At 62.5% G+C, this 24,963-nt stretch carries 23 protein-coding genes and 1 pseudogene; 14 read left to right on the forward strand and 10 right to left on the reverse strand.

All coding sequences use genetic code 11. The features are described 5' to 3' along the window. Nucleotides 1-210 precede the first annotated feature (210 nt). Both FJ980_RS04870 and FJ980_RS04875 read left to right on the forward strand, forming a co-directional pair. Complete coding sequence (locus tag FJ980_RS04870; protein WP_140541808.1) at nucleotides 211-2,592, forward strand: phosphoketolase family protein; 2,382 nt, start codon at nucleotides 211-213, stop codon at nucleotides 2,590-2,592. 61 nt (nucleotides 2,593-2,653) lie between these two features. Beyond that, on the forward strand, nucleotides 2,654-3,829 hold the full coding sequence (locus FJ980_RS04875) for an acetate/propionate family kinase (RefSeq protein ID WP_140541809.1): 1,176 nt from the start codon (nucleotides 2,654-2,656) through the stop codon (nucleotides 3,827-3,829). Nucleotides 3,830-3,985: 156 nt separating this feature from the next. Here the strand turns inward: FJ980_RS04875 and FJ980_RS04880 are convergent, their stop codons facing one another. After that, complete coding sequence (locus tag FJ980_RS04880; RefSeq protein WP_140541810.1) at nucleotides 3,986-4,501, reverse strand: GNAT family N-acetyltransferase; 516 nt, start codon at nucleotides 4,499-4,501, stop codon at nucleotides 3,986-3,988. A 46-nt stretch (nucleotides 4,502-4,547) separates the two neighbouring features. After that, on the reverse strand, nucleotides 4,548-5,192 hold the full coding sequence (locus FJ980_RS04885) for a helix-turn-helix domain-containing protein (RefSeq protein WP_140541811.1): 645 nt from the start codon (nucleotides 5,190-5,192) through the stop codon (nucleotides 4,548-4,550). A 218-nt stretch (nucleotides 5,193-5,410) separates the two neighbouring features. On the opposite strand from FJ980_RS04885, the gene FJ980_RS34590 reads away from it, so the two are divergent. Beyond that, nucleotides 5,411-5,584 carry a hypothetical protein gene (locus FJ980_RS34590; protein WP_181181108.1) on the forward strand — a complete coding sequence of 58 codons (174 nt, stop codon included), beginning with the start codon at nucleotides 5,411-5,413 and terminating at the stop codon, nucleotides 5,582-5,584. Between the two features lie 38 nt (nucleotides 5,585-5,622). Further along, a pseudogene (locus tag FJ980_RS04890) lies at nucleotides 5,623-5,782 on the forward strand (alcohol dehydrogenase); the annotation flags it as partial. 73 nt (nucleotides 5,783-5,855) lie between these two features. On the opposite strand, the gene FJ980_RS04895 reads toward FJ980_RS04890, so the two are convergent. Together FJ980_RS04895 and FJ980_RS04900 are read right to left on the reverse strand one after the other, a co-directional pair. After that, nucleotides 5,856-6,446, reverse strand: a complete 591-nt coding sequence (locus FJ980_RS04895) for an NAD(P)H-dependent oxidoreductase (protein WP_140541812.1) — start codon at nucleotides 6,444-6,446, stop codon at nucleotides 5,856-5,858. Nucleotides 6,447-6,477: 31 nt separating this feature from the next. Next, nucleotides 6,478-6,864: a hypothetical protein gene (locus tag FJ980_RS04900; RefSeq protein ID WP_140541813.1), complete on the reverse strand. Its 387-nt coding sequence runs from the start codon at nucleotides 6,862-6,864 to the stop codon at nucleotides 6,478-6,480. On the opposite strand from FJ980_RS04900, the gene FJ980_RS35915 reads away from it, so the two are divergent. Continuing rightward, the gene (locus FJ980_RS35915; protein WP_348640645.1) at nucleotides 6,857-7,549 is read left to right on the forward strand and encodes a pseudoazurin; all 693 of its coding nucleotides are present in this window, start codon (nucleotides 6,857-6,859) and stop codon (nucleotides 7,547-7,549) included. The two genes, FJ980_RS04900 and FJ980_RS35915, sit on opposite strands and share 8 nt — an antisense overlap. A gap of 167 nt (nucleotides 7,550-7,716) precedes the next feature. After that, nucleotides 7,717-7,995 (forward strand): DUF2249 domain-containing protein, encoded by a 279-nt coding sequence (locus FJ980_RS04910; protein ID WP_140541814.1) that lies wholly within the window; start codon nucleotides 7,717-7,719, stop codon nucleotides 7,993-7,995. 66 nt (nucleotides 7,996-8,061) lie between these two features. Here FJ980_RS04910 and mog read toward each other — a convergent pair whose 3' ends face one another. Genes mog through FJ980_RS04935 form a run of 5 tightly spaced genes read right to left on the reverse strand, consistent with a single transcriptional unit; the run spans nucleotide 8,062 to nucleotide 11,540 of the window. Then, entirely contained in the window at nucleotides 8,062-8,577 is a 516-nt protein-coding gene (gene mog, locus FJ980_RS04915; protein WP_140541815.1) for a molybdopterin adenylyltransferase, read from the reverse strand. A gap of 5 nt (nucleotides 8,578-8,582) precedes the next feature. Then, nucleotides 8,583-9,527 carry a U32 family peptidase gene (locus FJ980_RS04920; RefSeq protein WP_246676310.1) on the reverse strand — a complete coding sequence of 315 codons (945 nt, stop codon included), beginning with the start codon at nucleotides 9,525-9,527 and terminating at the stop codon, nucleotides 8,583-8,585. Nucleotides 9,528-9,530: 3 nt separating this feature from the next. Further along, complete coding sequence (locus tag FJ980_RS04925; RefSeq protein WP_140541843.1) at nucleotides 9,531-10,514, reverse strand: peptidase U32 family protein; 984 nt, start codon at nucleotides 10,512-10,514, stop codon at nucleotides 9,531-9,533. A gap of 8 nt (nucleotides 10,515-10,522) precedes the next feature. Further along, on the reverse strand, nucleotides 10,523-11,068 hold the full coding sequence (locus FJ980_RS04930) for an SCP2 sterol-binding domain-containing protein (RefSeq protein ID WP_140541816.1): 546 nt from the start codon (nucleotides 11,066-11,068) through the stop codon (nucleotides 10,523-10,525). A gap of 28 nt (nucleotides 11,069-11,096) precedes the next feature. Beyond that, a complete protein-coding gene (locus tag FJ980_RS04935; protein ID WP_140541817.1) occupies nucleotides 11,097-11,540 on the reverse strand; it encodes a hypothetical protein in 444 nt (147 codons plus the stop codon). A gap of 110 nt (nucleotides 11,541-11,650) precedes the next feature. Here FJ980_RS04935 and FJ980_RS04940 point away from each other — a divergent pair, with 110 nt between their 5' ends. The 3 genes from FJ980_RS04940 to FJ980_RS04950 are packed head-to-tail and all read left to right on the forward strand — an operon-like array spanning nucleotide 11,651 to nucleotide 14,072. Then, complete coding sequence (locus FJ980_RS04940) at nucleotides 11,651-13,195, forward strand: UbiD family decarboxylase (RefSeq protein WP_348640646.1); 1,545 nt, start codon at nucleotides 11,651-11,653, stop codon at nucleotides 13,193-13,195. After that, on the forward strand, nucleotides 13,192-13,785 hold the full coding sequence (locus FJ980_RS04945) for a UbiX family flavin prenyltransferase (RefSeq protein WP_140541818.1): 594 nt from the start codon (nucleotides 13,192-13,194) through the stop codon (nucleotides 13,783-13,785). Before FJ980_RS04940 ends, FJ980_RS04945 begins: the two co-directional genes overlap by 4 nt. Nucleotides 13,786-13,796: 11 nt before the next feature. After that, nucleotides 13,797-14,072, forward strand: a complete 276-nt coding sequence (locus tag FJ980_RS04950; RefSeq protein ID WP_181181105.1) for a DUF2249 domain-containing protein — start codon at nucleotides 13,797-13,799, stop codon at nucleotides 14,070-14,072. A gap of 21 nt (nucleotides 14,073-14,093) precedes the next feature. Here FJ980_RS04950 and FJ980_RS04955 read toward each other — a convergent pair whose 3' ends face one another. Continuing rightward, nucleotides 14,094-14,474, reverse strand: a complete 381-nt coding sequence (locus FJ980_RS04955; protein WP_140541820.1) for a hypothetical protein — start codon at nucleotides 14,472-14,474, stop codon at nucleotides 14,094-14,096. Nucleotides 14,475-14,760: 286 nt separating this feature from the next. Between FJ980_RS04955 and FJ980_RS04960 the strand changes: the two genes are divergently transcribed. The 5 genes from FJ980_RS04960 to narJ all read left to right on the forward strand — a co-directional run bounded on the left by FJ980_RS04960 (nucleotide 14,761) and on the right by narJ (nucleotide 24,957). Next, complete coding sequence (locus FJ980_RS04960; protein WP_140541821.1) at nucleotides 14,761-15,924, forward strand: NnrS family protein; 1,164 nt, start codon at nucleotides 14,761-14,763, stop codon at nucleotides 15,922-15,924. Between the two features lie 312 nt (nucleotides 15,925-16,236). Beyond that, the gene (locus tag FJ980_RS04965; protein WP_140541822.1) at nucleotides 16,237-18,978 is read left to right on the forward strand and encodes an MFS transporter; all 2,742 of its coding nucleotides are present in this window, start codon (nucleotides 16,237-16,239) and stop codon (nucleotides 18,976-18,978) included. 14 nt (nucleotides 18,979-18,992) lie between these two features. After that, nucleotides 18,993-22,736, forward strand: coding sequence for a nitrate reductase subunit alpha (locus tag FJ980_RS04970; RefSeq protein ID WP_140541823.1), 3,744 nt, complete (start codon nucleotides 18,993-18,995; stop codon nucleotides 22,734-22,736). After that, a complete protein-coding gene (gene narH, locus FJ980_RS04975) occupies nucleotides 22,733-24,259 on the forward strand; it encodes a nitrate reductase subunit beta (RefSeq protein WP_140541824.1) in 1,527 nt (508 codons plus the stop codon). The genes FJ980_RS04970 and narH overlap by 4 nt, the downstream gene beginning before the upstream one ends. Continuing rightward, entirely contained in the window at nucleotides 24,259-24,957 is a 699-nt protein-coding gene (narJ, locus tag FJ980_RS04980) for a nitrate reductase molybdenum cofactor assembly chaperone (protein ID WP_140541825.1), read from the forward strand. Before narH ends, narJ begins: the two co-directional genes overlap by 1 nt. Nucleotides 24,958-24,963 lie beyond the last annotated feature (6 nt).

The following is a 24,963-nucleotide window of genomic DNA, read 5'->3' on the forward strand; positions in this document are numbered from 1 at the left end:
TGAAACAAAGACGGCGCTGTCTTGCGACGCAACCGGGCTTTGGAATTTGGTCGCAGTCGAGCGGCATTTGCGATGGATCAAAGCTCGATCGGTCATGCCCGGATAAATCGAAAGTCACCGTTGTTGATACCGACCAGTGGTGAACCGGTGGCGGCCTTCAAGCGTTCAGCTTCAGCCGGGTGGGTCTGGCACCAGCGAAGGAGTCGGAAAATGACCGAGCGTCCCAGCACCAATCGCTTGTCCGCACAGGAACTGCACGACATCGACGCCTACTGGCGTGCCGCCAACTATCTGACGATCGGGCAGATCTATCTGCTCGACAATCCGCTGCTTCGCGAGCCGCTTCGGCTGGAGCACGTCAAGCCGCGGCTGCTCGGCCATTGGGGCACATCGCCGGGCCTCAGTTTCATCTATGCGCACTTGAACCGAGTGATCCGGCAACGCGACGCCAATGTCATCTATGTCTGCGGTCCGGGCCATGGCGGACCCGCGATGGTTGCCAACAGCTACCTCGAAGGCACCTACAGCGAGATCAATCCGGACGTCGCGCCGGGCGAGGCTGGAATGAAGAAGCTCTTCCGGCAATTCTCCTTTCCGGGCGGCATCCCAAGCCATGCCGCTCCCGACGTGCCCGGCTCGATCCATGAAGGCGGCGAGCTTGGCTACGCGCTTTCGCATGCCTATGGGGCGGCTTTCGACAACCCGGACCTTGTCGTCGCCTGCGTGGTTGGCGACGGCGAGGCGGAAACCGGACCGCTTGCCACCTCCTGGCACTCCAACAAGTTCCTCAACCCGGCGCTTGACGGCGCAGTGCTGCCGATCCTCCATCTCAACGGCTACAAGATCGCCAATCCCACTATTCTCGCTCGCATTCCCGAAGAAGAGCTGCGTGCCTTGTTCGTCGGCTATGGTTACGAGCCGTTGTTCGTCGAGGGCGACGATCCGGCGTGGATGCATGAGCGAATGGCGCTCGTGCTCGACGATGCGCTCGACCGCATCAAGGCTGTTCAGGACACGGCTCGTAGCGGAGCAAAGACCGCGCAGCCGCGGCCGAACTGGCCGATGATCGTGCTGCGAAGCCCGAAGGGCTGGACCGGTCCCAAGGAGGTCGACGGGCTGAAGACCGAAGGATTCTGGCGCGCCCACCAGGTCCCGCTTTCCGGCCTCGCCGAAAACCCCGCGCATCTGAGGATGCTCGAGGAATGGATGAGAAGCTACCGGCCCGAAGAGCTCTTCGACGCCGCCGGCGCGCCTGTGGCTGCGGTCCGCGCTACTGCGCCAAAAGGTGAAAGGCGCATGAGCGCCAACCCGCATGCCAACGGCGGCCTGCTGCGACGGTCTCTCGAACTGCCTGCCTTGCAAGAGCACGCGATTTCAGTTGAGCGCCCTGGAAGCGTCAAGGCGGAGTCGACCCGTGTGATGGGGCGTTTCCTGCGTGACGTCATGGCATTGAATCAAGGCACCAGGAACTTCCGCATCGTCGGGCCCGACGAGACGGCATCGAACCGGCTGCAGGACGTCTTCGAGGTGACGGAGCGTGCCTGGATGGAAGAGATCCTGCCCGAGGACGTGCATCTCGGTCGAGAAGGCAGGGTTCTGGAAATTCTATCCGAGCACACCTGTCAGGGTTGGCTGGAAGGCTACCTTCTTACCGGGCGCCACGGCCTCTTCTCCTGCTACGAGGCTTTCACGCATATCGTCGATTCCATGTTCAACCAGCATGCGAAATGGCTCGATGCCTGCCGCAAGCTTGCCTGGCGGCGGCCGATCGCATCGCTGAACTATCTGTTGTCCAGCCATGTCTGGCAGCAGGAGCACAACGGCTTCAGCCATCAGGATCCGGGCTTCATCGATGTGGCGTTGAACAAGAAGGCGGATGTCGTGCGCGTCTACCTGCCGGCGGATGCCAACAGCCTGCTCTGCGTGACCGATCATGTGCTGCGGACATGGAACCGCATCAACATCATCGTCGCCGGCAAAGCCAATTCCTGGCAGTGGCTGTCCATCGACGAGGCGAAGGTCCACTGCAACGCCGGCATCGGCATATGGGGTTGGGCGTCGACCGACGGCGGGGCCGAGCCGGATGTGGTGATGGCCTGCGCCGGAGACGTGCCGACGCTCGAGACGCTAGCCGCCGTTCAAATCCTGAGACGGCACATTCCCGACCTCAAGGTCCGTGTGGTCAACATCGTCGATCTGATGACCCTGCAGCCAAGGGAACACCATCCGCACGGGCTGTCGGATCGCGAGTTCGATGCTTTGTTCACCAGCGACAAGCCCGTCATCTTCGCCTATCACGGCTATCCCTGGACCATCCATCGCCTGACCTACCGGCGGACCAATCACGACAACATCCACGTGCGCGGTTACAATGAGGAAGGGACGACGACGACGCCCTTCGACATGACCGTGCTTAATGGGCTCGACCGCTATCATCTGGTGCTCGGCGTGCTCGACCGCATTCCCGAGCCGGCCGGTGCGCACATCCAGCTGAAACAGGCCATGGAAGGCAAGCTGATCGAGCACGGGGCCTATATCCGCGAGCACGGGCAGGACATGCCGGAGATCCTCGGCTGGAAATGGGAGCAGTAGCCGATGCCGAAGCGCCAGGCTGACAGGACCGACCCGCAAAACCGGCTGGAACCGGTCGAACATGACTGATGTCACTCTTGTCCTCAATGGCGGCTCATCGAGCCTGAAGTTCGCCGCTTTTCAAGGACGCCGCGAGCTTCATCTGCTGATGCGTGGCAGCGTCTCGTCAATCGGCGAGCGGCCCAGACTCCATGTCGCGCCCACGGCAACGACGCCGCCGTTCGACAAGAGCCTCGGCGAACGAGCGATCTCCGTCGGCGAGGCATTCGAAGCCGTTGCGTCCTATCTGACGGACCGCGGCCTGTTGCGCCGAGTGAGCAGGGTCGGGCATCGCATCGTCCATGGCGGTCGGGAGTTTGCCCGCGCAACGCTGCTTGATCAGGCCACGCTCGATGCCTTGCGCAAGCTCGAGCCGCTCGCTCCAATTCATCAGGCGATCAACCTGGAGCTCGTCGATCTGGCCCACCGTCTTCTGCCCGGCGCCATGCAGGTCGGCTGCTTCGATACCGCCTTTCACGCCACGCAGCCTCAGATCGCAAGACTGTATGGCCTGCCGCACGAGATGTCGGAGCAGGGCATGGTGTCCTATGGGTTCCACGGGCTCTCCTACAGCCATATCGCCAACGAGCTCCGCGCGCGTTACGGCGCCGGCGCGGGTGGCCGCGCCGTCGTCGCCCATCTTGGCAGCGGCGCGAGCCTTTGCGCGATGAAGGCAGGAGCAAGCCAGGCCACCACCATGGGTTTCTCGACGCTCGACGGCCTGGTCATGAGCACGCGTTGCGGCGCGATCGATCCGGGCGTCCTCCTGCACCTTCTGCAAGACAGGAAGCTGCCCTCCGACGAACTGTCCACCTTGCTTTACGAGAAGTCCGGGCTTCTCGGCGTATCTGGCATCTCGGGAAACATGCAGACGCTGCTGGCGTCGAAGGACCCGGCGGCAATCCGCGCTGTCGATCTGTTCGTCTATCGGGTCGGGCGAGAGATCGGGTCACTGGCGGCTGCGCTGGGCGGGCTCGACACGCTGGTGTTCACCGCCGGCATCGGCGAGCATGCGCCGGCGATCCGGCGGCGGATATGCGAGGCTGCCGCATGGCTGGGCGTCGCTATGGATGACGGTTTGAATGGCAGCGGCGAAGACCTTGTGAGTGCCGCGAATTCCCGTGTCGATGTGCTTGTCATCCCAGCCGACGAAGAACGCGCGGTGGCGGCAGAACTGCTCGGTGTCGAAACCGCCTGAGCGGAACAGTCTCCCGCTTATTGGCGGAACGCCCCTCACATGCCGGAGCTGTCGATTGAGGTGGATGGCCGATCCCTCGGAGGCAGCCATTTGCGCCCGCTGCCGATCTCCACGACCCTGTCAGCGGGCTCCCATACGGCTGGAAATGGCAGGATCTTAATTCGCCAACGTGGCGCCGAGCTTCCGCTGGACCAGGACAAGCGTCGGATCGTCAGGATCCGTCGCGACAGTGAAGCCCATCTCGCGCTCGAGTTCGATCGCCGCGCGGTTTTCGCGGCTCTCGATCGACTCGATCGTCTCGATGCCATGGTCGTCGGCATAGTGCGCGATATAGCCGAGAAATTCCCAGCCGACGCCGAGATGCTTACGGTCCTCGCGAATGCAGATGGCGACCTCGCCACGCCTGTCGGCCGGATCGGCGGCGAGGGTCGCCATCGCGATCAGCATTCCGTCGGTCGAGAAGGCGAGAAAATTATGGATATGCGGATCGTCGGACCGGGTCATCGCCACCAGGCGCTCATGCGACACTTGCCGCACAGCGCCGAGGAAGCGGAAGCGCATATCCTCCGGCGTCACATGAGTGAAGAACTCCGCGACGAGCGGCTCGTCCTCAGGGCGTGCACAACGCACCTCGAAGCGAAATCCGCTATGGGTTGCAAGCGTGGTTTTCATTGTCGTCCCTTTCGGATTGAGGAGCGGGCGATTGGCCCGAATGGCCTCATTCCCCCATCGCCAGCAATGTCTCGCGCTTGAGAATTTCAATGCTGCGCAGGCTGAGCAGGCGGATCACGCCTTTCTCCTTCAGGCGGGTGAAGACCCGCGAGACGGTTTCGATGGTGAGGCCGAGATAGTCGCCGATGTCGTTGCGCGACATCGGCAGTTCCACCTGCCGCAACCCGCGCTGGCGCTCCGCCATCTCGACGAGGAATGCCGCGACGCGCTCGATGGCGTTCTGGCGGCCAAGCACCAGGAGATGTTCCTGCGCCCGGGTCAGGCCTTTGAGCGCGAGAGGCAGGAGCTGGCGCGACATGTCCATGCCCGAGGGAGTGCGATGGACCCGGACGCCGGTCGCGTTGATCGCTTCGGCGAAGAAGTGGTGCGTGGCGTCGGCCTCGAAGCCGAATGTCTCTCCCGCCAGATGGAACGCGCTGATCTGTCTGCGGCCGTCGGCGAGCAGGCGATAGATGCGTACGGCGCCGAATTCGACCTGGTAGAGGGCGCCCGCCTTTTCGCCCTGGGCGTAGATTTCGGCCCCTGACGGGAAGAAGCTCACCGGCGTCATCGGCCCTTCAAAGACGGACGCTGGGCTTTGATGGGAGAGATAGGACTGCAGTTCGATCTTGGCGGAAGCTTGAGCGTGCATGGCTGTGGTCTCGGTGAATCTGCGACAACAGAAATCGCGCAAATCCAGCCATGTCGAAATTCGGTTATCTCCCTACGGGAAACTACGTAGGGCTGTCCCGAAATCACCAGATTGGGCACCGGCGAGGCTTTCGTCCTGTGCAATTGACCGCGATCAAAGCCCGGATGAATTGGTTCGGCGATCATCCGGTCGAACCAATCAACCCGGGGTGCCTGAACATGACTTCCGACACGATCGAAATCTGGGCCGGGATACTGGGCCTGGCCTATCTTGCCGCAGCAGGCCTTTATCTCGAAGTGCTTTCCGCTGGGAAGCGCAACGACGCTTCGGTGGACTACGGTCTTGGCCGTCACGTACGGCCGCACCCGGTCAAGGTCAGGCACTCGCGCTAGGAACGGATGCCGGACCGGCGCGTTTCCATTCCCGTTGCGCCAATCTTACGCGGCGCGACGCGGAGGAGTTCTTTCCGATAGCGCAGCGCGCTCAGGTGCTCACGCATACAAAGGTCTATCCGCTTGAGCAGGCCAAACCGGGCGCTGGATGATTTGCGAATGGGCAGGCTGAGCGGCGCCGCCGTCCTGCGGCCATGACGGGTCCGGCCGGCTCTAGATCAAAGAGATGATGTCGTCCGAAAAACCCCTCCACACTTTTCGGCATCATGCTCTAGACGGCGCGCGCGCCGAGCCGCTGCATCTGCTTTAGCCAGCTCGCCCGTTTCACGTCGCTGGCGTTCGCGACCATGCCGAGCAATGTTTCGCGCACCGGCCTGATCCCGACAAAGTTGAGAATGCCGCGCCGCACGCCGGCAATTCCATGGCTAAGAAACCAGATCCGGTAGACGGCCGCGGGCATTCCCATCGTCACGATCAGGCGGGCGGAACGGCCGCGCAGCAATGATTTCGCGAAACCCTCACCCTGTTCCGGATAGGCGAATGCCGTGCCCGGCCGCATGACCTGCTCGAGGAACGCTTTCAGCATTGCCGGCACGGTGCCCAGCCAAAGCGGGAAGACGAAGACGAGATGCTCCGCCCACACGACTGCGTCGGCCGCCTCCCTGAGGCTGCCGGGGATCGACCCGTGCTCGAACTCCTGCATCGTCCGAAGGAACGGAATGTCCAGCGAGGCCAGATCGATCTCGCGGACGGCATGGCCCGCAGCCTCCGCGGCTTCAGCATATGCCGAGGCCAAGGCGCGGCAGAGCCGGTCGGGGGACGGGTCGGGATGGCCGATGAGGACAAGTATGCGCCGCGACATGAGTCCCTCCGACGGCTTCAACAAAAAAATGTTATGGCTGCTCGACGCGGGCGACTTGATAGGTGTGCATGGCCCCGTTGCGCTTTATGGAGACATACTCGCCGGTGACGAAGCGCTCCTCGCCGAGGTGAAAGCCAACCTCGTCGTCACGGTCGCCTTCGGCATAGTCGAAAAACCATTGTCCGCCCGGCTTGCGGCGCAAGCGACCGACCAGGTCGTCCTCGCCGGTGCGGAAACGGCGAACGCGGCAGATCCCTTGATGCGATTTCCATTCCCGTGCATCCAGGCGTCCTTCGCCTGTGAGCGGCGCAAGCACGTCGTAACCCTCTTCGCGGTCTCCTTCCGGATGACCTTTCTCGCGCGCCAGAAGCAGGCGGATGTTCCTGAACTTCGGGGTGAGGTCGTGCAAAGTGGTCATAGCAAGCTCCTTTGACCGCATTCCTATCGCGGCGGCTGGAGGCGGCCTTGATCAAGGTCAAATGCATGTCGAAACCGAATTCCATCCGGCAGCGACAACGTGGTGGCAAGTCCTCGCATTTCCACCCGCGAGTGGCTGCAAATTTGAGCTAGCGCAAATGTTCGCCGGCGAGCTTCGTCTAAACCCTCATCGGGGATCGACGTTAGCGATCTCATCCAGGCAAATAAGGACATGGAAGAAAATGCGTTCGATTAGACTCGCGCTGTCAGTCGTGGCAGCCACACTGATAGCCGCTGGTGCCGCGCGTGCGGCCGAGGTTGAGGTCGATATGATGAACATGGGCAAGCATGGGATGTTTCAGCTGGAGCCGTCCTTCCTCAAGATAGCGCCCGGCGACACCGTCCATTTCGTAGCCAAGGACAAGGGGCACGACGTCGAATCCATTTCCGGCATGCTGCCCGACGGCGCCCAGCCGTTCAAAGGCGAGATGAACAAGGATACCTCGGTCACATTCACGAAATCCGGGGTCTACGGCATCAAATGCAATCCTCACTATGGCATGGGCATGGTTGCGCTCGTCGTGGTCGGCGATCCGAGCAGCAATCTCAAGGCAGCCGAGTCGGTCAACCAGCCCGGCAAGGCCAAGAAGGCCTTCGAAGAATTCTTCAAGCAGATCGACCAATAATTGAGCCGCAAACCATCTGTGCGCCGTGCTGATCCGGCGGGCTACCGCACTTTCCGCGAATTGTTTGCGCTTCGGCAAATAAACGGATTCGACCGGAGATATTCTTTTGGCGCCGAGCCAAGAGTGTCGGTGCTCGGCGCTTCCACAGCAAGTCGGGATTTAGGAATATGTCTGAATCAGAAGTCTCATCACAACCCCAGCTGGATGTACGCGCCGTCCCGCCCGTGGAGCGCCACGCCCGGATTTTCGCGATCGCCGAGGCACTGGCCGGGGGCCAATCCTTCGTCATCGTGAACGATCATGACCCACGCCCTTTGCGCTACCAGATGGAAGTCAGATATCCTGGCCTGTTCGGTTGGGAATACCTGCAGCAAGGGCCGGACATTTGGCGGGTGGAGATCAAGAGATTGCATTCATCCGGCTGCGACTGTTGCTGCGGCGGCTGACGATCGCGCCGCTGTCCAGGGCAGTTCAGTGTGCAGCGGCTTTCCATCCGGAATTGCTCCAGCAGCTCAGTCACGCTGCTCAAGGATGGGGGAATGCACCGCGATCGAGCCCGCGCCGATGAGTTCCAGACAGTAGGGCACGGCGGGGAAGACGGCGCTGAGGCACACGTCGATGGAGGCAGGTTTTCCGGGTAGGTTTATGATCAGCGAACGACCGCGCACGCCTGCGGTTTGACGCGAGAGAATGGCGGTGCGCACATGCTGCAGGCTTGCCTGCCGCATGAGCTCGCCGAAACCGGGCAGTTCCTTGGCGATGACCCGTTGCATGGCTTCCGGAGTGAGGTCCCTTGGCGAGGGGCCGGTTCCGCCGGTTGTCAGGATCAGGTCGGCGCCTGCCTGGTCGCAAAGCTCAATCAGCACGTCACGGACACTCTCCAGGCCGTCGGGGACGATGCGGCGGACGAATTCGCAGGGCTCCGCCAGGATACGGCGAAGCCAGCGCTCGATTGCCGGTCCGCCAAGATCCTCGTACTCGCCGCGGCTTGCACGGTCGGATATAGTCACGATCGCGATCCGGGTCATTGCCGTCAGGCCGTCGCCGTTACCTGCCAGCCGGGCCTGGCATAGGCGTATCCGTCGACCAGGGTGCCGGGCAGATCGAGGCATGAAAGGGAGAAGCGGGCATCTTCGGGCTCCTCCCTGCCGTCGGCAAGTCTTCTATAAATCCTCGCCACCTCCACCATGTCGCATGCCTGCGGGGACAAACGAAGGCGCCTGATTGCCTTTGAGGCGAGCGCGTCGGGCGCGGGGCAGAAAGCCTGAACCTGATTGGAAAGGGTTTGCACGCCGTTGACGGCGAGGAACTGCTGGTCGTCGAGCGTGTCGACCGCGAGACCGTCGGGATCTCTTTCGCATGTGAACTGGCATGAATCCTTGTGAAGGCCGTGGATCCGCGCATGATAGCAGCGTCCGGAAAGAGCGAGCGGCAGCCGCCCGAAGGCGAAAATCTCGAACTCGGCCTCGGGACATTTCAGGGACATGGCGCCGATCGCCGCAACCGACAATTCCACGGGCGGGCATATTGTCTGAGCGCCGAGCTGGATCAGGAATCTCGCGGAAGCCTCGTTATAGACGTTCAGGAACGGACCCGTGACGAAGATTTTGCCGGAGCGTGACGGCAGGCCCGAAACATCGTTGATCTCGACCAGCCGCTCGTCTCCGCAAATGTCCTCGAGGCCTTTGCGCTCCCGGACGGTTGCCGGCGCGGCCAGTGTGGATAGCACCACCTGTTTGCCTCCGCGCTCCAGCCGTTCGATGACCGCCGGCCACACAGGATCGGAAAACGGCATGCGTTTTCCGCAGACGACTTCGCCGACGTGAACCCGCTCGATCGGGGCCTCGTCCGCGATCCTGCGGTAAAAATCCAGGAGACGGTCGGCGGACCAATGGAAGAAGACGGGTCCAAGCGTCAAAGCGATTTTCGGCAGGGCGATTTCCGGCAGGGCCATTTCCGTCGGGGCGATTTGGGACACCGGCTATCTCCATTTCTTCTCGTAAGCGCCGGCCGTCTGCCGAGCCCCTTCCGACTGGCCGGCGAGAAGCCGGTCGATATCGACAGCGTCGCCGCCCTGTTCGACCGCGTCGACGGCTTTCCTGAAGGCGCGCACGACCTCGCTGACATAGCCCTTGCCGCGCTGGCGTCCCTCGATCTTCAACGCAGTCACGCCGGCCGCCTTCAAGCCCGCGATCATGCCGCCGGCATTCAGGCTGACGGGATCCTCAAACAGATGGGACGTCTTACCCCCGACTTTGAATTTGCCTTTGCACAGAGTGGGATAGCCCACCGGCTGGCCGCGCGCGTACCGGTCGATGGTGAAGCCGGACAGCCGCGCCGTCGTGCCGGTCGGCTCTTCGTCATAGCTCACCATCTCGGGCGGCGAGCAGACGCCGTTGAGGTTGGGCGATTTTCCCGTCGCGTATGACGAGAGATAGCAGCGCCCTTCGATCATCACGCAAAGGCCGCCGAAAACGAAGGCTTCGGTTTCCACGCCGATCGCACGGTTCAGCGCCGCTATCTCCTGGAGCGAAAGGACCCTTGGAAGCACCACGCGGCGGATGCCGAAATGAGCCGCATAGAAGCCGATCGCTTCGGGCGTTGCCGCGGCAGCCTGCACCGACAGGTGAAGGCGGATCTGCTTGTGGTTCCGTGCCACATGATCGAGGACGGCGAAATCCGCGGCTATGATGGCATCCGCGCCGCTTTTGACCGCTGCGTCCGCAGCCTTCTTCCAGATGTCGACATCGTCGACACGCGCAAAGGTATTGATCGCGACCAGAACCTTGCTGCCGTGGTCGTGGGCGAAGCGCACACTTTCGGCGAGCTCGTTCGGGGAGAAATTGAGCCCGGGAAAATTGCGGGCGTTGGTTTCATCGCGAAATCCACAATAAACCGCGTCCGCACCCGCCTGGACGGCTGCCCTCAACGTAGCAGGCGTTCCCGCCGGACAGACCAGTTCCATGCGTGCCTTCATGCTTGCTGCACCTCGCTAGGGCTGTTGTGGGTCAATCGCCGTGCGGCGCCCAAGGCGCCGAGGACACCCTTGTCGACACAGCGGGCCAAGGTGCCGTGCAGCCCGAGCAGGTCTGCCGGGCGAAGCTCGGCATCCTCTATCGTGTTCCTCAAGGCAAGCACGGCTTCCGTGCGCCCGCTTATCGAGATCACGCGGCTGAAGAACATCGCATCGCCGTCCAATGTGCCGTCAAGCAGGCCCAACAAGGTCAGAAGCGGCCCTTTGATCTGCACGTCCGATCGAGCAGCCTCATCCTTGCTTACGACACGGACGCTGGATCGTTGTCCGTCCGGGACCACGCAGAATGCGAATGCGAGGTCGGTGGGATCGATAGCGAAGCTGGCCGAACGGGACTCGCCCAGGCGCTCGAAAAGTCCGGGGCGCCGCCTTGCGAGCGAGCGCAAGGACAATGTCAGCAATGGCCCGAGCGGCAGCCCTGCGACTGTAGGAAACAGGCGGCGGACAAATCGCGGCAGGATTGGCCCGGCATTGTGCTGCGGCATATTTAAGAGCTGCCCGTTTCACATTCGATCATGAAGGTTTACGGCCATCCAGAGACCGCATTCGCTGCCTGAGCAGCCTCGAAAAATTATCCTTGTTGGGGCAGAACTCGCGATAGTGGCTTTCGAAATCGAAGGCCTCAAGATGGCTGTGGCATCTGCGGCGATGGGGACATGTGATACAGGTTCGGGACATGAACTGATCATGCGCGAATTCCAGAGTATGAAAATTGTCGGGATCGATCCCAACTGAACGCATCGCCAGTGTAAGAAAATCCTTCGCGGCATAGGGCAGATGCATGGCGTCGTCGAACTCGCTGGGCGACATCCCAATGTCCTCAAGCAGGCCCATGCACTCGTCTGTTCCGAGCGCCCAAAAATCCCTTCTGGCTACCCTGTTCCGCCTGCGGTCTTTGAAAACGGCGATTGCGGTCCGGCACGCATCAAGGGTGTTGTTGATCAGGTTGCTGCTCATATGCGCCCCAGTCCTTCAAGCAATAAGAGTTTCCGACCGATAGTAGGGTGCAGAAACGCCTCGTTCTTTGCGCTAGCGCAAAGTTATCGAGCGGCTGTGGTGCGAGAAGGATGCGGCCGACGGACCCGGTCGTGCCGGATTTCGCCATGCATTATCGCCTTCTTCCCCAGTTCTGTGATCTCGGATCCTTTCTTTCCTATCTGGACGGGAAGGGCCAGCTTCGACAAATCAGCGCCCCGGTATCGACGCAGTTCGAGCTGACGGAGATACATAAAAGGGTGATCGCGACACGCGGGCCGGCGTTGCGCATGACCATGCCGGTGGACGGCCAGGGAGTGGGTTCGTCCTTTCCGGTCGTAGCAAATATCTTTGGGACGCGGGAGCGTGTCGCCTGGGGGCTGGGCACGGACGTTCGCGGGTTGGAAACGCTCGGCGCTCTGCTGGCGTGGATGAGGTCCCCCCAGGTTCCGCAGAACTTGCGCCAGGCCCGCCAGATTTTCTCCGTGGCGCGCGGCGCGTTGGCGGCGCGCCCGAGGATCGTATCGCCATCAAGACTATGGAGGGATGCGGAACCGGATTTCGCGATCCTTCCCGTCCAGACCTGCTGGCCGGAGGACGCGGGTCCCCTCATCACATGGCCCGTGGTCGTCACCCGGCCACCGGGCGACGGTGACCCCAGCAGATACAATCTGGGCGTATACCGGATGCAGGTCATTGCCCGGGACCGGGCGATCGTAAGGTGGCTGCCCATGCGAGGCGGCGCGGCCCACCACCGCATGTGGCAGGCGAGGGGGCTCGAGATGCCCGTCGCCGTGGTCATCGGCGCGGACCCCGCGACACTGATAGCGGCGGTGATGCCGGCGCCCGAAGGCGTCTCTGAACTGTCGCTGTCCGGATTGATCAACGACCGACGGGTTGCACTATCGCCATGCAAGAGCATCGAGCTCCATGTTCCCGCCAGCGCCGAGATCGTGATCGAGGGAACCGTCTCACCCTACGAAACAGCGCAGGAAGGTCCCTTCGGCGACCACACCGGATACTATAACGGCGCGGAGCATTTTCCCGTCTTCAAGCTCAAGCGGATTCGCGTGAGGGACGGCGCAAATTATCTCACGACGTTCACCGGGCGCGCGCCCGACGAGCCGTCCGTCCTCGCCGAGGCGCTGCTCGACGTCTTTAAGCCGCTGCTGTGCCAGCAAATGCCGGAAATACTCGACGTCTGGCTGCCGCCGGAGGCCTGCTCCTACCGGATCGCGGTCATATCGATCGCCAAGAAATATGCCGGACAGGCGCGGCGGGTGATGATGGGGTTCTGGTCGCTGCTGCCGCAGTTCTCGATGACCAAGATGGTCGTCGTGGTGGACGACGACATCGACATCCGGTCATGGTCGGACGTGATGTGGGCGGTCGCCACCCGCATGGATTTCTCGCGCGACCTGATGACGCTGGATCGAACCCCTATCGACACTCTCGACTTCGCGTCGCCGCTGGAAGGGCTCGGCGGAAAAATCGGATTCGACGCGACGCGCAAGATCGGGTCCGAAACGCCCCGTGAGTGGGGGAAGGAGCTGAAGATGTCGTCTCACATCGTTGGAAGGGTCTCCGAGCGCTGGGATGAGCTTTTCCCGCTGGCAGCCGCTTCGGTGCAGAAATGACGAAACGGATCATAGTGGGGGTTACCGGCGCATCAGGCTCGGTGCTGGCCCTCGAGACCATACGCCAACTGGTCAGAGGTGGGGTGGAAACGCATCTTGTCACCTCGAAGAGCGCGCGCATGACCATTGCTTACGAACTCGGCGCCGACGGATTGGCGCAGCTTGCCTCACTCGCCAATCACACCCACTCCCATCAGGACATGGCAGCACCCATTGCCAGCGGCTCCTTCAGGACGGACGGCATGATCGTCGTGCCTTGCTCGATGCGAACCCTTGCGGCGATGGCGCACGGCCTGGGCGACAATCTTCTGACCAGGGCCGCCGACGTCGTCCTGAAGGAGCGGCGCCGGCTGGTGGTCGTGCCGCGTGAGGCGCCTCTGCATGAAGGGCATCTGGAGGCGATGCTGAGATTGACGCGGATGGGAGCGATCATCGCGCCGCCGGTGCCGCCGTTCTACGTCAAGCCGGCTTCGATCGAGGCGATGCTTGTCGAGATGGCGGCACGACTGGTCAACTGGGCCGGCGTTGACCCCGGCGACAAGCTGACCAGGTGGGGCGAAAAGAATGTCGCAACCCGCCAGTTGTTTTGATGGAGCCGCCAATGGGAGGGAAGACCCCTGCGAATTGCAATGAGGAGCAGCAAGGCGAGCCATATGATGTAAGGCGACTTCATACGGCAAGGAAACAGGCGGCCGTCATGTCGATGTTCGACAGCCTCGAGCCTGGCCAGGCATTCTCGGTGATCCTGGACTTCGATCCCCGCCGATTGAAGCGTCAGCTCGAGTCGTCTTTCGCCGGCGACCTCGACTGGGTTTGTCTCGAGATTGGGCCACCGGAATGGCTGATCGAAATCGGGAAGAGAAAACCGGCTCAATGACCGGCCGGTTCTAGGTCTCAACTATCGTACAATTGCGGTGAGAGCGGCAAATTGACCGAGCTGCCGCATCGAAAGCGCGCCATCCATCGCGATCGCCGCGATGTCGTCAAAGAGAAGGGCGAAGTCCTGGTAGACACTGGTGTCCCGTTCGGCCTCGCCTATGTCGTCGAGATCCTGCAAGAACAATAAAATGGTCTCGATATGTGCACGTTGACGGCGCGCGTTGGTGAGATGCCCGCGGGCCGCCGGCCCTATCTCCAAACGGGCGAAGCGGGACAAGGTCTCGTCAAGCTTGGAGCGGCATCGGCAGTCCAACCCGGCCTCGTCGATCAACCCTGCCAGCCGGGCAGCGGTGATCGCCATTTCCGCGGCGCTGTTTTCGGGAAGGCCGTGCTTCATCATCTTCTTCTCCCGTCGCAGACAGGCTGCCTGGAGTCGCTGTGCAGTTGACCTGCGCCCTGAGCAGCCTGACCGAGAAGAACGAGACCAGTCCCACGCCAGGAACCAGATCGCTGGGCTGCTTCAAGAACAATCTTCAAGATAGTCGATGCTGGTGAGGGAGTGTTTGCGCTGGAGCAAACACCAAACCGATCCTCGCACCTATTGCGCCATACATGTCCTTCTGCCGTTCCGTCTAATGACGGGCGACGCCGGAGAAGATGTATCGCCATTCCGGAGGACGGGTCGCATGGGCGCCGACGGCAATTTAAAGGCCTTCAAAACAAAACCGGTGCACTTGCCGTTCCGTCCGTTCTTTCTCGTGGCTGTTGTCGATGCCGTCCTCGGCGGTAGTGGCTGGTTGCCGTCGGCGTTCGGGCTGCAAGCCTACGGCTCGACAGGAATCTCTGCCGGTGACTGGCATCGCGACATGCTTCTGTTCGGGATGGTACCGGCAGTGTTGACCGGCTTCCTGCTGACCGCGCTGCCGCGCTGGACGGGACATCGCGTGACGTCGCCGCGCACGACACATCTGCTCGTTCTGTTGTGGGCCTGCGGCCGTGTCACCTTCCTGCTGCGGTTGCCGTCGCTCGGGCTTGCGTTTCCGGCCGTCTGGATGCTTGCACTGTTGTCGATCGCGGCCAGAGCAGTGATCGGTAGCCGGGATCGCCGCAATATCAAGATACTGCTTCTCCTGGCCGTTTTTTGCGGCAGCAACGGACTCGTTGCGGCATCGTATCAGGTCGAACTTGCGCTGAGACTGGCGCTCGTTTCGATCATCAGCCTCGTCATCATCATCGCAGGGCGGGTCGTGCCGGCGTTGACCGTTGCCTATGTCGAGAGCGCCGGCGCTCAGATCATTCTCAGCCGCTCTGTTTTCAGGGAGCAGACGGCAGCGCTGATGACGATTTCTGCGCTTTGTTCGTGGGTAGTCGCGCCGGAGGCGCTACTCACCGGCATTGCCTGCGTTCTCGCCGCTCTCAGCCAAGCGATCCGTGCCGCGCAATGGAAAGGCTGGCGCAGCCTGTCGTCGTCGACGGTGCTTGGCCTTCACATTGGCTACGGCTGGATCGTCGTCGGTTTTGGATTGCTGGCCATCCATATCTTCGCGCCTGCAACGGTGAAGCAGGCGACCGCTCTTCACGCGTGGACCATCGGCGCCACCGGAACGATGGCGCTGGCCATCATGGCGAGCATGACCCGCAAGCATAGCCGGCTCGCCTTCACGCCCTCGACGTCTGCGACCGGAGCACTCGCGGCGATGACTGCCTGCTGCCTGTCACGCCTGCTGATCGAAGCGCTGCCTGGCTATTTCGGCCTGCTGGCAAGCCTTTCGGGCGCTTTGTGGATTGTCGCGTTTGGCCTGTTTCTGGCGGCCTATCGCGGGCCTCTTTTCGGCGCCGGAGCGAAATAGCCTACCAGATCCAGAAAAGCAGGAGCCACCCCGCCACGGCGGGTGCCATCGCAAGGCGAGATGTCTTTGTGCCAGCGCAAAGAGGAGGCGTCGTTCTCGGTCTAGGCTTCGCCGCGTGAATTCCGACCGCCGTCCGATTACGAACCTGACATCTGCTCCACTACAGGCTCGTCGAGGACTTCAAGCAATCCGACCGCCTCATGACTGGGAAATCGTCGCCAGGATTGATCCTGATCAATGCCGCAACCAGCCAATGAAGCAATTCAATCCGGCATGAATTTCATTGCTCCGCCTCCAAGGAGACACCCGCCAATGCAGACGGCTTTGAATCCGAGGTCTGGTCAAATATTAGGCGCAAGCACCGCCGCATTTACGGTCTGCTTTGCGGTCTGGACCATCTTCTCCATCATCGGCATTCGCATCCGCCAGGAGCTCGGCCTCAGCGAGACGCAGTTCGGTCTGCTTGTCGGCACGCCCATCCTGACCGGTTCCCTGCTTAGGGTCGCGCTTGGCATCTGGACCGACCGCTACGGCGGACGGTTCGTCTTCACGGCGAACATGCTCGCGGCCGCGGTCGCGACCTTCCTGCTGTCCTATGCTCACACCTATCCGCAGATGCTGGTCGCGGCTCTCGGCGTCGGCATCGCCGGCGGCTCCTTTTCGGTCGGCGTCGCCTATGTCTCGCGCTGGTTCCCACCGCAAAAGCAAGGCACGGCACTCGGTGTCTTCGGCGCCGGCAATGTCGGTGCCGCGGTCACCAAATTCCTCGCCCCCTTCGTGCTTGTCGCCTTCGGATGGCAGGCCGTGGCGCAGGTCTGGGCGGCTGCTCTCGTCGTCATGGCCGCCATCTTTTGGTTCACCACGGCTGACGACCCGGTCATCGTCGAACGCCGGCGCTCGGGCATCAAGCCGAAAAGCGCTTGGCTCGAGCTAGAGCCTCTAAAGAACGTCCAGATTTGGCGTTTCGCGCTCTACTATTTCTTCGTGTTCGGCGCCTTCGTCGCGCTCGCGCTCTGGCTGCCGCAATATCTCATCAATGTCTACGGCCTCGACATCAAGACGGCCGGCATGATCGCCGCCTTCTTCTCGGTGCCGGCGAGCGTGTTCCGCGCCTATGGCGGGCACCTCTCGGACAGCTTCGGCGCGCGCCGCGTGCTCTATTGGACCTTCTTCGTCTCGGTCGTGGCGACCTTCGTGCTGTCCTATCCGCCGACCGACTATATCGTGCACGGCCTCAACGGCACGACGACGTCCTTCCATATCGAGATGGGCCTTTTCGGCTTCATCGTCACGATCTTCGTGCTCGGCTTCTTCATGGCGCTTGGCAAGGCCGCCGTCTACAAGCACATCCCGGTCTATTATCCCGATCATGTCGGTTCGGTCGGCGGACTGGTCGGCATGATCGGCGGCCTCGGCGGCTTCGTGCTGCCGGTCCTGTTCGGCTTGCTGCTCGACCTGACCGGCCTCTGGACGAGCTGCTTCATGGCGCTCTTCCTGCTGGTCTCCGGCGCGCTGCTGTGGATGCATATGGCCATCCGCCAGATGGAGCGCGGAACCGTCGGCGAGGCCCTCGCCAAGCTGCCGCCGTTCCCCGAAATGCAGCAAATGCCGGAGCCGGTGGCAAAGACCCGAACGGGCGGCGGCCTTACCGACTGGCGTCCGGAGGACAAGACCTTCTGGGCTGAAACCGGCCGCCGTATCGCCAAGCGCAATCTGTGGCTGTCGATCCCGGCGCTGCTGCTTTCCTTCGCAATCTGGCAGGTGTGGTCGGTCGTGGTCGCCAAGCTTCCGCTGGTCGGCTTCACCTTCACCACCGACCAGCTGTTCTGGCTCGCCGCCCTGCCGGGGATTTCAGGGGCCACCCTGCGCATCTTCTATTCCTTCATGGTGCCGATCTTCGGCGGCAGGCTCTGGACGACGCTGACGACCTGGTCGCTCGTCATACCGGCGGTCGGCATCGGCTATGCGGTGCAGAACCCGGACACGCCTTATGTCGTGCTGCTGATCCTGGCGCTGCTGTGCGGCTTCGGCGGCGGCAACTTCGCTTCCTCCATGGCCAACATCTCCTTCTTCTTCCCGAAGGCGGAGAAGGGAAACGCGCTGGCGCTCAACGCCGGGCTCGGCAATCTCGGTGTCAGCGTCGTCCAGTTCGTGGTGCCGCTGGCGATCGCCACCGGGATATTCGGCTGGCTCGGCGGCGATCCGGCCATGGTCAAGGGCCCGGCCGGCGATACGCCGCTCTGGCTGCAGAATGCCGGCTTCGTTTTCGTGCCATTCATCGTGCTCTCGGCCTTTGCCGCCTGGTTCGGGATGAACGACATCGCTTCGGCCAAGGCGTCGTTCAGCGAGCAGGCCGTGATCTTCCAGCGCCGTCACAACTGGATCATGGCCTGGCTTTACACCGGTACTTTCGGATCCTTCATCGGGTATTCGGCCGGCTTCCCGCTGCTTTCGAAGATGCTGTTTCCGGACGTCAACGCGCTCCAGTTCGCCTTCCTCGGCCCGCTCGTCGGCGCTCTCTCGCGCTCAGGCACGGGCTGGCTTGCGGACAAATATGGCGGCGCGCGCGTCACCTTCTGGGCCTTTGTCGTGATGATCGCGGGCGTTGCGGGTGTCTTGTGGTTCATTGGCATCAAGGACCAGCCGGGCGCGTTCACGGGCTTCTTCGCTTCCTTCCTGATCCTGTTCTTCGCCACCGGCGTCGGCAACGCCTCCACCTTCCAGATGATCCCGGTGATCATGGCCAAGGAGATGGGCCGCCTGTTTCCCAAGGCCAACGCTGAGGCGCGCCGCCAGCAGGCGGAGAAGGAGTCGGCCGCCATCACCGGCTTCACCTCGGCGATCGCCGCCTTCGGCGCGTTCTTCATCCCGAAGAGCTACGGCAGCTCGATCGCGCTCACGGGCTCGCCGAATGCCGCGTTGTGGGCGTTCCTGCTGTTCTATGTGAGCTGCCTTGCCATCACCTGGGCTGTCTATACCCGCAAAGGCGGCCTTCTCCACGCCATCGAGCACGCCAAGCGCGGCGCGCCCGCCCATACGGCCGCAGCCGAATAACCAGGGACAAAGCAATGTCGCATTTTCTCGACCGGCTAACCTTCTTCCGCAAGACCGTCGACACCTTCTCCGACGGCCACGGGATCGTGACCAATGAGGACCGCTCCTGGGAAGACGGCTACCGCAAGCGCTGGCAGCACGACAAGATTGTGCGCTCCACCCACGGCGTGAATTGCACCGGCTCCTGTTCGTGGAAGATCTACGTCAAGGGCGGCATCGTCACCTGGGAGACGCAGCAGACCGATTATCCGCGCACACGGCCCGACCTGCCCAACCACGAGCCTCGCGGCTGCGCGCGCGGCGCCTCCTACAGCTGGTATCTCTATTCCGGCGCCCGGGTGAAATACCCGATGATCCGCGGCCGGCTGTTGAAGCTGTGGCGGGCCGCCCGCGCCAAGATGCCGCCCATCGCAGCCTGGGCCTCCATCGTCGAGGAAGCGGAAAAGCGCCAGTCCTACATCTCGATCCGCGGCCATGGCGGCTTCGTGCGCGCAACCTGGGACGAGGTGAACGAGCTCATCGCGGCGGCCAATGCCTACACGGTGAAGACCCATGGTCCCGACCGCGTCATCGGCTTCTCGCCGATCCCTGCCATGTCGATGGTCTCCTATGCGGCGGGCTCGCGCTATCTGTCGCTGATGGGCGGCGTGTGCATGTCGTTCTACGACTGGTACTGCGACCTGCCGCCCGCGAGCCCGCAGACATGGGGCGAGCAGACCGACGTTCCCGAGAGCGCCGACTGGTACAATGCCGGCTTCATCATCGTCTGGGGTTCCAACGTGCCGCAGACGCGCACGCCCGATGCGCACTTCTATACCGAGGTCCGTTACAAAGGCACCAAGAGCGCTGTCGTCAGCCCGGACTACGCCGAGGCGACCAAGTTTGCCGATATCTGGCTCAACCCCAAGCAAGGAACGGATGCCGCCTTAGCGCTGGCGATGGGGCATGTCATCCTTCGCGAATTCTACCTCGATCGCACGGTGCCCTATTTCGACGACTACGCCCGCAAATACACCGACCTGCCATTCCTGGTTCGCCTGACCGAACGGGACGGCCGGCTCGTCCCCGAACGGCTGCTTCGCGCCTCCGAGATAGCCGGCGGCCTGGGCGAAACCAACAATCCGGATTGGAAGACGGTTGCGATCGACGACAACACGAACGCTCTCGTGGCTCCGCGCGGCTCGATCGGCTATCGCTGGGGCGAGAACGCAAAATGGAACCTCGAGGAGAAGGACGGCAAGGGCCAGGACGTCCGCCTCAAGCTGACGCTTGCCGGCAAGAAGGCCGAGATTGCGGCTGTCGATTTTCCCTATTTCGGCGGTCGCGCCACCGAACATTTCGTCTCGACCGATCACGGTGAAATCCTCACCCGCAATCTGCCGGTCCGGCGGATCAAGCTAGGCGACGGCTCGACGGTGGCGGTCGCCACCGTGCACGATCTGATGATGGCCAATTATGGCCTGGACCGCGGCTTTGGCGGCGATCACACGGCCAGCAGCTACGACGACGATGTGCCGTTCACGCCGGCCTGGGCGGAGCGCGTCACCGGTGTGAAACGCGATGCGATCGTCACCGTCGCACGCGAGTTCGCCACCAACGCGGAAAAGACCAACGGCCGCTCGATGGTTATCCTCGGCGCCGGCGTCAATCATTGGTACCATATGGACATGACTTACCGGGGGATCATCAATCTCCTGGTGTTCTGTGGCGCCATCGGCCAGTCGGGCGGCGGCTGGTCACACTATGTCGGGCAGGAGAAGCTGCGGCCGCAGACCGGGTGGACGCCGCTTGCGTTCGCGCTCGACTGGAACCGGCCGCCCCGGCACATGAACTCGACCTCCTTCTTCTATGCGCAGACCGACCAGTGGCGCTACGAGACGCTCACGGCCGCGGAAATACTGTCGCCGACGGCGCCGGAGGGCGACTGGAACAAGAGCTTCATCGACTACAATGTCCGCGCCGAACGCATGGGCTGGCTGCCCTCGGCGCCGCAGCTCAGGCAGAATCCTCTGACGATCACCGCCCAGGCCAAGGCCGCCGGCCTCGAGCCAAAGGATTACGTCGCCAAGGCGCTGAAATCCGGCGAGCTGGAACTGTCCTGCCACGACCCGGACGATCCCGCCAACTGGCCGCGCAACATGTTCGTCTGGCGTTCGAACCTGCTCGGCTCGTCGGGCAAGGGACATGAATATTTCCTCAAGCATCTGCTGGGCACGACGCATGGCGTGATGGGCAAGGATCTCGGGCCGGAAGGAGCGGTCCGCAACACGGAAGTCGTCTGGCACGAGATCGCGCCGCAAGGAAAGCTCGACCTGCTGGTGACGCTCGACTTCCGTATGTCGACCACCTGCGTCTACTCGGACATCGTGCTGCCGACGGCCACCTGGTACGAGAAGAACGACCTCAACACGTCCGACATGCATCCCTTCATCCATCCGCTCTCGGCGGCGGTGGATCCGGCCTGGGAGGCGCGCTCCGACTGGGAGATTTACAAGGGTCTCGCCAGGAGCTTCTCCGAAGTCGCGCCCGAGGTCCTGGGCATCGAGCAGGATGTGGTTCTTTCGCCTATCCAGCATGACAGCCCGGCCGAGATTGCCCAGGCCCTCGATGTCAAGGACTGGAAACTGGACGAAGTCGAGCCGATTCCGGGCAGGACGATGCCGTCGGTGACGCTCGTCACGCGCGACTATCCCAATCTCTACGCCCAGTTCACGGCGCTTGGCCCGCTGATGACGAAAGTCGGCAATGGCGGCAAGGGCATCGCCTGGGACACCAAGCACGAAGTCGAGGCGCTTGGCGCGTTGAACGGCATCCATCTCAGTGGCGCGGCCAAGGGCCAGCCCAAGATCGAGACCGACATCGACGCCGGCGAGGTCATTCTGATGCTGGCGCCGGAGACCAATGGCGAGGTGGCGATCAAGGCCTGGGAGGCCCTGTCGGAAATCACCGGCAGGGAGCATGGCCATCTTGCCTTGCCGAAGGAAGACGAGAAGATCCGCTTTCGCGATATCCAGGCGCAGCCGCGCAAGATCATCTCTTCGCCGACATGGTCCGGCATCGAAAGCGAGAAGGTCTGCTACAACGCCGGTTATACCAATGTCCACGAACTGATCCCCTGGCGGACATTGACCGGCCGCCAGCAGCTCTACCAGGATCACCTCTGGATGCGGGCCTTCGGCGAGGGGTTCGTCACGTGGAAGCCGCCGGTCGACCTCAAGACGATTTCCGCCGTCAAGGGGCTCAGGTCCAATGGCAACAAGGAGATCGTCCTCAACTTCATCACGCCCCACCAGAAATGGGGCATCCACTCCACCTACAGCGACAATCTCTTGATGCTGACGCTCAATCGCGGCGGTCCGGTGGTGTGGATTTCCGAGGCCGACGCCAAGGCCGCTGACATCGTCGACAACGACTGGGTCGAGGTCTTCAATACCAACGGAGCACTCACGGCCCGCGCCGTCGTCTCCCAGCGTGTCAAGCCGGGCATGATGCTGATGTATCATGCCCAGGAAAAGATCGTGAACACGCCCGGATCGGAAATGACGGGCAATCGTGGCGGCATCCACAACTCGGTCACCCGAACGGTGCTGAAGCCCACCCACATGATCGGCGGCTATGCCCAGCAGTCCTACGGCTTCAACTACTACGGAACCGTCGGTTCCAACCGCGATGAATTCATCGTCGTCCGCAAGATGGCGAATGTCGATTGGCTGGAAGAACCGCTCGCATCCCAGGCGCCGAAGGAGGCCGCAGAATGAAAATCCGCGCTCAGATCGCGATGGTGCTGAACCTCGACAAGTGCATCGGGTGTCACACCTGCTCCGTCACCTGCAAGAACGTCTGGACCAATCGGGAGGGCGTCGAATACGCATGGTTCAACAATGTCGAGACCAAGCCTGGCATCGGCTATCCCAAGGAATGGGAGAACCAGCAGAAATGGAACGGCGGCTGGCGGCGCAAGAAAAACGGCAAGATCGAGCCGAAGATCGGCGCCAAATGGCGCATCCTCGCCAACATCTTCGCGAACCCCGATTTGCCGGAGATCGACGACTATTACGAGCCGTTCACGTTCGACTACCAGCATCTGCACACGGCGAAGGAATCCAAGGCTTTCCCCACGGCCCGTCCGCGCTCGGCCATCACCGGCGAGCGGATGGAGAAGATCGAATGGGGACCGAACTGGGAGGAGATCCTCGGCGGCGAGTTCGAGAAGCGGTCGAAGGACGTGAACTTCGAGGGCGTCCAGAAGGACATCTACGGCCAGTTCGAAAACACCTTCATGATGTATCTGCCGCGGCTGTGCGAGCATTGCCTGAACCCCGCCTGCGCTGCGGTGTGCCCGTCAGGAGCCATCTACAAGCGCGAGGAGGACGGCATCGTTCTGATCGACCAGGACAAGTGCCGCGGCTGGCGCATGTGCGTCTCCGGCTGTCCCTACAAGAAGATCTACTACAACTGGTCGTCGGGAAAATCGGAGAAGTGCATCTTCTGCTTCCCGCGCATCGAGGCGGGGCAGCCGACGGTTTGCTCGGAAACCTGCGTCGGGCGCATCCGCTATCTCGGCGTGATCCTTTACGACGCCGACCGTATCGAAGCTGCGGCCAGCACTCCCAATGAGAAGGACCTCTATCAGGCGCAGCTCGACGTCTTCCTCGATCCGAACGATGCGGCGGTTATCGCCCAGGCCCGGGCCGACGGGATCCCCAACAACTGGCTGGAGGCGGCCAAATTGTCGCCGGTCTGGAAGATGGCGATGGAGTGGAAGATCGCCTTTCCGCTGCATCCGGAGTACCGCACCCTGCCGATGGTCTGGTACGTTCCGCCGCTCTCGCCCATCCAGTCGGCGGCGGCCGCAGGCAAGATGGGCGTCGACGGCGACATGCCCGATGTGCGCAGCCTGCGCATCCCGCTCCAGTATCTCGCCAATCTGCTGACGGCGGGCAATGAGGAGCCCGTGGCCCTCGCGCTCGAACGCATGCTGGCGATGCGCAGCTATATGCGGGCAAAGACGATCGACGGCCGCCTCGACGAGTCGATCGCGGCGCGGGTCGGCCTGACGGGCGCGGCCATCGACGAAATGTACAAGGTGATGGCGATCGCCAACTACGAGGATCGTTTCGTCATCCCGACATCGCACCGCGAATGGAGCGAGGACACGCAGGACCTGCGCGGCTCCTGCGGCTTTTCCTTCGGCAACGGCTGCTCGGGCGGGTCCTCGGAGACGAACCTCTTCGGCACCAAACAGACCAAGCGGCCGACAAACCCGATGGAGATCGCGTGATGGCCCCGCATTCGAACAGAACCTTCAAGGCGCTCTCGGCGCTGCTTTCCTACCCGAGCGAGGAGCTTTGCGCGGCGATCCCTGAAATCGCCGCGGCGATCGCGGCCGAGGGATTGGTGTCGGACGAAGCGGGCAGGCAGCTGCAATCCTTGCTTGCCGATCTGGCCACACTGGATCTCTACGACCTGCAGGAGCGCTACGTCGAGTTGTTCGACAAGACGCGCCGTCACTCGCTGCATCTCTTCGAACACATCCACGGCGAGAGCCGAGATCGCGGCCAGGCCATGGTCGACCTTGCCGAACATTACCGGCGTGGCGGGCTTGTCGTCGCGGCAAACGAATTGCCCGACTTCATCCCGCTCTTCCTGGAGTTCCTTTCCGCTCGTCCGCTCGAAGAGGCGCGCGGCCTGCTCAATGAAGCCGGCCACATCTTCTCGCTGCTGGAGGAGCGGCTCGCCAAGCGCAACGGCGGCTATGCCGCCCTGTTCACGGCCATATGCTCGCTTGCCGGCAAGCCTGCCATGGTCGCGGACGCTGCCGAAATCGACGAGCCCGACGACCTGGCGGCTATCGACGCAGCCTGGGAAGAGACCGCGGTCGCATTCGGCCCCGGAAACGCGACGGACGGCTGTTCCGTCGACCGGCTGAGAATCCAGATGCGCGCCGCCAATCGCGATGCGCGCAACAATGCGGCCTGACGGAGG

The organism is Mesorhizobium sp. B1-1-5, from assembly GCF_006443065.1.
Classification (GTDB): Bacteria; Pseudomonadota; Alphaproteobacteria; order Rhizobiales; family Rhizobiaceae; genus Mesorhizobium.

Excerpts from the sequence above, each read along its gene's own strand:
- FJ980_RS04870 (WP_140541808.1), top strand. The coding sequence starts at position 211 with ATGACCGAGCGTCCCAGCACCAATCGCTTGTCCGCACAGGAACTGCAC.
- FJ980_RS04875 (WP_140541809.1), top strand. The coding sequence starts at position 2,654 with ATGACTGATGTCACTCTTGTCCTCAATGGCGGCTCATCGAGCCTGAAG.
- FJ980_RS04880 (WP_140541810.1), bottom strand. The coding sequence starts at position 4,501 with ATGAAAACCACGCTTGCAACCCATAGCGGATTTCGCTTCGAGGTGCGT.
- FJ980_RS04885 (WP_140541811.1), bottom strand. The coding sequence starts at position 5,192 with ATGCACGCTCAAGCTTCCGCCAAGATCGAACTGCAGTCCTATCTCTCC.
- FJ980_RS34590 (WP_181181108.1), top strand. The coding sequence starts at position 5,411 with ATGACTTCCGACACGATCGAAATCTGGGCCGGGATACTGGGCCTGGCC.
- FJ980_RS04895 (WP_140541812.1), bottom strand. The coding sequence starts at position 6,446 with ATGTCGCGGCGCATACTTGTCCTCATCGGCCATCCCGACCCGTCCCCC.
- FJ980_RS04900 (WP_140541813.1), bottom strand. The coding sequence starts at position 6,864 with ATGACCACTTTGCACGACCTCACCCCGAAGTTCAGGAACATCCGCCTG.
- FJ980_RS04910 (WP_140541814.1), top strand. The coding sequence starts at position 7,717 with ATGTCTGAATCAGAAGTCTCATCACAACCCCAGCTGGATGTACGCGCC.
- mog (WP_140541815.1), bottom strand. The coding sequence starts at position 8,577 with ATGACCCGGATCGCGATCGTGACTATATCCGACCGTGCAAGCCGCGGC.
- FJ980_RS04925 (WP_140541843.1), bottom strand. The coding sequence starts at position 10,514 with ATGGAACTGGTCTGTCCGGCGGGAACGCCTGCTACGTTGAGGGCAGCC.
- FJ980_RS04930 (WP_140541816.1), bottom strand. The coding sequence starts at position 11,068 with ATGCCGCAGCACAATGCCGGGCCAATCCTGCCGCGATTTGTCCGCCGC.
- FJ980_RS04935 (WP_140541817.1), bottom strand. The coding sequence starts at position 11,540 with ATGAGCAGCAACCTGATCAACAACACCCTTGATGCGTGCCGGACCGCA.
- FJ980_RS04940 (WP_348640646.1), top strand. The coding sequence starts at position 11,651 with ATGCGGCCGACGGACCCGGTCGTGCCGGATTTCGCCATGCATTATCGC.
- FJ980_RS04945 (WP_140541818.1), top strand. The coding sequence starts at position 13,192 with ATGACGAAACGGATCATAGTGGGGGTTACCGGCGCATCAGGCTCGGTG.
- FJ980_RS04950 (WP_181181105.1), top strand. The coding sequence starts at position 13,797 with ATGGGAGGGAAGACCCCTGCGAATTGCAATGAGGAGCAGCAAGGCGAG.
- FJ980_RS04955 (WP_140541820.1), bottom strand. The coding sequence starts at position 14,474 with ATGATGAAGCACGGCCTTCCCGAAAACAGCGCCGCGGAAATGGCGATC.
- FJ980_RS04960 (WP_140541821.1), top strand. The coding sequence starts at position 14,761 with ATGGGCGCCGACGGCAATTTAAAGGCCTTCAAAACAAAACCGGTGCAC.
- FJ980_RS04965 (WP_140541822.1), top strand. The coding sequence starts at position 16,237 with ATGCAGACGGCTTTGAATCCGAGGTCTGGTCAAATATTAGGCGCAAGC.
- FJ980_RS04970 (WP_140541823.1), top strand. The coding sequence starts at position 18,993 with ATGTCGCATTTTCTCGACCGGCTAACCTTCTTCCGCAAGACCGTCGAC.
- narH (WP_140541824.1), top strand. The coding sequence starts at position 22,733 with ATGAAAATCCGCGCTCAGATCGCGATGGTGCTGAACCTCGACAAGTGC.
- narJ (WP_140541825.1), top strand. The coding sequence starts at position 24,259 with ATGGCCCCGCATTCGAACAGAACCTTCAAGGCGCTCTCGGCGCTGCTT.